The 4,810-nt window shown below is 42.8% G+C and carries 5 protein-coding genes and 1 other RNA gene; 3 read left to right on the top strand and 3 right to left on the bottom strand.

Features of this window, described 5'->3' with window-relative positions:
• Window positions 1–80 precede the first annotated feature (80 nt).
• On the bottom strand, window positions 81–401 hold the full coding sequence (locus F7C14_RS00550) for a winged helix-turn-helix domain-containing protein (protein ID WP_290898515.1): 321 nt from the start codon (window positions 399–401) through the stop codon (window positions 81–83).
• Between the two features lie 238 nt (window positions 402–639).
• Between F7C14_RS00550 and F7C14_RS00545 the strand changes: the two genes are divergently transcribed.
• From F7C14_RS00545 to F7C14_RS00535, 3 genes are all read left to right on the top strand, one after another.
• A complete protein-coding gene (locus F7C14_RS00545; protein ID WP_290898511.1) occupies window positions 640–933 on the top strand; it encodes a winged helix-turn-helix domain-containing protein in 294 nt (97 codons plus the stop codon).
• 38 nt (window positions 934–971) lie between these two features.
• Window positions 972–1,284: signal recognition particle sRNA (gene ffs / locus F7C14_RS00540), an RNA gene on the top strand.
• A 33-nt stretch (window positions 1,285–1,317) separates the two neighbouring features.
• Complete coding sequence (locus F7C14_RS00535; protein WP_290898507.1) at window positions 1,318–2,136, top strand: EamA family transporter; 819 nt, start codon at window positions 1,318–1,320, stop codon at window positions 2,134–2,136.
• Here the strand turns inward: F7C14_RS00535 and F7C14_RS00530 are convergent.
• Both F7C14_RS00530 and F7C14_RS00525 read right to left on the bottom strand, forming a co-directional pair.
• Window positions 2,098–3,999: a type II secretion system F family protein gene (locus tag F7C14_RS00530; RefSeq protein ID WP_290898502.1), complete on the bottom strand. Its 1,902-nt coding sequence runs from the start codon at window positions 3,997–3,999 to the stop codon at window positions 2,098–2,100. The genes F7C14_RS00535 and F7C14_RS00530 overlap by 39 nt on opposite strands.
• The coding region (locus F7C14_RS00525) for a type II/IV secretion system ATPase subunit (RefSeq protein ID WP_290898495.1) at window positions 3,996–4,810 on the bottom strand (815 nt) is incomplete at its 5' end. The genes F7C14_RS00525 and F7C14_RS00530, both read right to left, overlap by 4 nt.

Genomic DNA, 4,810 nt, shown 5'->3' with positions numbered 1-4,810 from the left:
CAATAGCTCTATGCCTTCCACTCTGATGTATAAGCCTTGGTTTGCTTACTTTTCTTCCAACGCAGCGAATTTTCTCCCCTTCAATCCTCTGGCTCGACATAACCTTCACTCCACAGTTCCATTAAAATGTCGTTGACCAAGCTCAAATCAATCCGTAAAGCTTCAGCGATTTCATCAGCCCAAACTCTATCCTTCCCCTTGATGTATTCGAGAATCTCTTTCTTAGCTTGCTCTTTTGGTATTTCCCTTAGCTCAACAACTTCGATTCCTTTCAGCTCCTCGGCAAAATGCCTTATAGCTTCTCTTATCGCTTCAGCCTTCGAAACCTTCAGCTTTTCAACAATTAGGTTAAGCTCCTTCTCAACCTCGGTAAGGTCAACAGGGTAAACGTATCGTTGCATGTATAAACTTGTATAAAGATGTATAAAAGTGTTTTGGAGATAGGTCATAGTCGTTCCACCTCTTCAAAAGTATGAAAGATCTTTAATTTGATCAATTCGAGAAACTGTTGTTTTCATGCGATTTTTTGCATTGGGATATTTGACAACGAGACTTTTCTGCCGAAGAAAGTAAAGATTAAGTAAATGTTATGAATAATTTAGGGATAACGTTTTGGTACTGATTTTCCAAACACTCCTTGTGAAGTTCGAGGAGTGGATTTCGGCAAAATCGACCGAAGAAGCTGAGGAGTACAGGAGAAGGTTTAAAATGGCTATATCGAATTCGATACGGAGGAAAATTCTCGCTTTGCTTGATGAAAGTGAAAAGAGCTTGGATGAATTGAAAAGGGAGCTGAAGACTGATGAAAAACTTCTTAGATTTCATCTCGACATTCTCGAAAAAGCTTCGTGCATTTCGGTTGAAGATAAAATTAGTCTGACCGACGAGGGAAGAGTTTTGGCGGAAATAGTAAAAAAGAAGACAAAATTTTAGAGAGCAAACATTAATATACTTTGTCGCACACTATATTATGGTGGGCTAGGCCGGGGGGTTCGGCGTCCCCTGTAACCCGAAACCGTCGTCATGCGGGGGCCGAAGCCGAAGGAAGGCCCGGAAGGGCGGGGTGAAGAGCTCCTCGGGCTTGTAGAATCTCCGTCCCGAAGGGCCGGCGGTCACGGCTGGGCTTCCCGGAGGGGATGTCCGCCGTGTTTGCCGGGGGGACCGGCCCAGGCCCGGAAGGGAGCAGGCTAACCCCGGACGTTCGGCGCTTTCGGGGGTGCGGAGAGGAGAGTCCGAGGAGCGGATAGCTCCGCCCGGAAGGGTCGACCGGAGGCGCGCCCACCAAACATTTTAATATCTTCCCTCTTATAACGGTTCGTGAAAGGTGGCTTAGCAGTACTTATCTCGGCTGTTCTCATGGGAACGCTCCCGTATTTCGTGAAAAATATCGAATTGCAGCCTTTCTCCATAACTTTCCTCAGAGTTTTCTTTGGGTTGATCTTCGTCTCTCTGTTCATGCTTGTTTTCAGAGAAAAACCGAAAATTTCGAAGAAGCTTTTTTTACTTGGAGCGGTTAACACTGGAGTTGTAGCTTTCTACATTTCCGCAATTTCTATGCTCTACGCAGCTTTCGCCGCTTTACTCCTTTACATGGCTCCAGTTTACATTTCCGCCTACAAACTTTTGAAAGGGGAGATCTCCGCAATTTCTCTTTCCGTTACTTTTTTGGGAGTATCCGGACTTTTTCTAATGCTATACCCTTTCGGAGAAGTTAATATCGGCGTAATTTTTGGATTTCTTTCTGGTTTGTTCTATGCATTTCTTTTTGCTTATCTCAGAAGACTTAGGAAAGATTACTCTTCTTTGCAAATAACGTTCTCAAACCTTCTTGTTGGAGCTGTTTTGCTTGCTCCTTTCTCTCTTAACGTTCGCAACTTTGAGCTGATTTACGTTTTTCTTGGGTTAATTCCTACTGCAATTCCCTTTGTTTTGCTGAGTTACGGAATGAGATTCGTTAAAGAAGAAAGAGGTGCTGTAATAGCTTTGATAGAGCCGGTTGTTGCGTCTTTCATAGGTTACTCGATTTTCGGGGAAGTTCTGAATTTGAGACAGTTAATTGGTGCAGCAACGATTCTCCTTGCATCTTTCGTCTCAACTTTAGATAAAGAGGGTGAAAAGGACGTATCCGAAGGTTAGCATGACAACAGAATGCTTTACTCCCGAGGAGAAGCTTCCTTCTCCCATAACTCCGGCAACAAGTCCGGCGAAAAGTCCCTGGAAAACTGCTGCATGCATGAACACGTTTCTGTAAAACTCCTCGCTTATCGAAGCCAAGCCCATGAATCCACCTTGAGGCATTTTGGCGGTGCTTTCAGCGAGAACCGAAAGGAATGTCGTGGAGATTATGTATACTATACCTATGAACACGAAGAAAGATATGTAGATGATTATGACGTACATGAACATGTTTCCGAGTCTTTCCCTTCTCAACAGCTCGGCATTACTCGCATCTTTTGCTGAAATTCTCAAAACTTCCGTTACGTTTCCTGTAGATCTTAAAGCTTCTACAAGAAGGGTTATCGTCCTCGTCAATTCGAAAACTCTTATTCTGTTGGCGAACCTTATTAAAGCGTCCTCCAAGCTTATTTTCCAGTCGAGATCGAGTTTAATTTTCTCTATTTCTTTCTTCAAAGCGCTCGTCTCCGTCTTTGCGATCATAGCTATAGCCTTGTGAATTGGCATACCACTCTCGTTGGCTGATGCAAGCTTGTTCAAGAAAACCGGAGTTAGCTTTAAAGCGGTGTTCAATTGCCTCTTTTTAATCTCGTAAAATACGGCGTAGGGGGAGAGCATTATAATTAAGGCGATAAAGAGGTAGTCATCAAACTTGAAAAACCAGTCGATGCTCGGATAGAATGGATTGTTCAGGAATCCGAGAATTATGAAAATCATCCCAGCTGGAACGCTGAAAAGGAGTATCGCTTCTGGATACTTCTTAAGGAGCCTTATCGGATTTAAGTACTCTCTCCTGAACTTCCACGAGTTAACTTTCTTTTCCACCTCCGGCAGGATGTTTCGGTTCACTCTGTGCCTCTCTTTTATAAGCGGCGGAGCACCGCTCTCCATTGGGCTTATGAGCTTTATTACCATCGCGAACATAAACGAACCGATTGGAATTATTAGATAGATTATGCTGTAAAGCATTAATTCGTCTCCCTGTCCCATAACAGCCATGACCGTCTGAATTATAATTAAGAAGAGCGGTCCAGCCACGAATGCGGTTATGTAACTTTCTGCCATCAAGCTTAAAAAGTCAAGGAAGCTTTTCTGTTCCTGTCTTGCTCTCTCAAGATAGAACTCGGCTCTTTCCTCTAAATAACTCGTTATGTCTCCACCGCTGTCGATAACTGTTATGAGTCCGTGAAGAAGGTCTTTTAGATTTTCTGATGGAGTGTTCTCTATAGCTTCCGTTAGAGCCGTTCTAAGATCCTTGGAAAGAATCTCTATATCTCTGACGATTTTCGCAAACTCCTTAGATACCTCGCTGTATACATCTTCGTAAGCAGCTATCGATTTGAATATATCAAGGATGTTCATTCCACCCCTTGAGAGGGAGTACATGAACATAACGGCGTGGGGCAAAAGACGGTTTATCTTGCTTTTTCTGTCGCTAATGATGAAGCTTGGGTAGATTTTGAAGAGGAACTTTCCAAGGAAATACATCGCAATTGTAATAAGAGCTGCAAGAACGCTCGCCCAGAAGAATTTTCTGTACTTCAGCCAGTAACTGAGAAACGGTTCTGGAAAGGAGATCTGGAATTTCGGAATCTCTACGAAGTTTATAACTATTATCGCCGCTATTATGCCGATTATTAACCCGACAATGGCGAGGATAACTGAAAATAACATTTGAGTAGCCACGTAAACTTCTGGAGGGACGTTTATCATAGCTCTTTGAAGGTCTCTTCCAAGTTCGTAGTATTTTGTAAGGTTTCTCTTTGCTCTTTCTCCGAAAATTCTGTAAGCGAGCCTCGTAAACTCGTTTTCGTTCTTTATCATGCTATCATCCTCAAAACGCTATCTTTATCGTTTTGGTATGCGTGTATTATTTTAGCTACTTCTTTGTAGTCTCTGATGTTGTTTTCGAGCATCCACTGGAGGACTTTTTTTCTATTTTCTAATTCGTTTTCAAGTTCTTTTCTACTCCAAGCTCTCATTTTTCTTATTTCTTCGAGGACTTTCGACGAGCCAATCATCACGTGTTCATCTTTTTCGCTGTCCCAGGAGAAGACTGTTGTAGTTTTGATTATTTTTGTGTGGGGGTCCATTCCGACTATTTCTGCTATTTCTAAATTTCTTCTTACTCTTTTGTTTCCCAGATAAACTTGGGCTTGTATGCTTATTATATCGAGAGCTTCAATCATGCTTCTTGGCACGTTTATCGGGGGGTTCTCTAATCTGTGGATTACACCATTCACCGAGTCAGCATGCAGGGTTGAATAGGTTGTGTGACCTGTTGACATTGCCTGGAAGAGGGTTAGAGCTTCTTTACCTCTAACCTCTCCAACTATTATGTACTCTGGTCTTTGTCTTAGAGCTGCTCTCAGCAACTCGTACATGTCTATTTCTTTTCCTCCAACTCCTTCTCTTGTCACAGCCGGAATCCAATTTTCGTGGGGGAGCATTACTTCTCTTGTATCTTCTATGCTTACGATTTTAGCGTTTTTTGGGATGAACAAGCTAATGGCGTTCATGCTTGTTGTTTTTCCGCTTGCTGTTCCTCCGGCGAAGATCAAGTTCTTTTTGTTTTCTATGCAGAGCCAGAGGTATGCCATTTCCTCCAAGCTGAAGGTTTTCCAGGCTATCAGAT

This window comes from Ferroglobus sp., assembly GCF_015521575.1.
Taxonomy (GTDB): Archaea; Halobacteriota; Archaeoglobi; order Archaeoglobales; family Archaeoglobaceae; genus Ferroglobus.
The sequence above is the reverse complement of the archived record's forward strand: the minus strand, read 5'-3'. Positions and strand labels throughout refer to the sequence as shown.

Bases quoted from the DNA above. Each gene is read 5' to 3' on its own strand.
- F7C14_RS00530 (WP_290898502.1), bottom strand. From the start codon at position 3,999: ATGATAAAGAACGAAAACGAGTTTACGAGGCTCGCTTACAGAATTTTC.
- F7C14_RS00550 (WP_290898515.1), bottom strand. From the start codon at position 401: ATGCAACGATACGTTTACCCTGTTGACCTTACCGAGGTTGAGAAGGAG.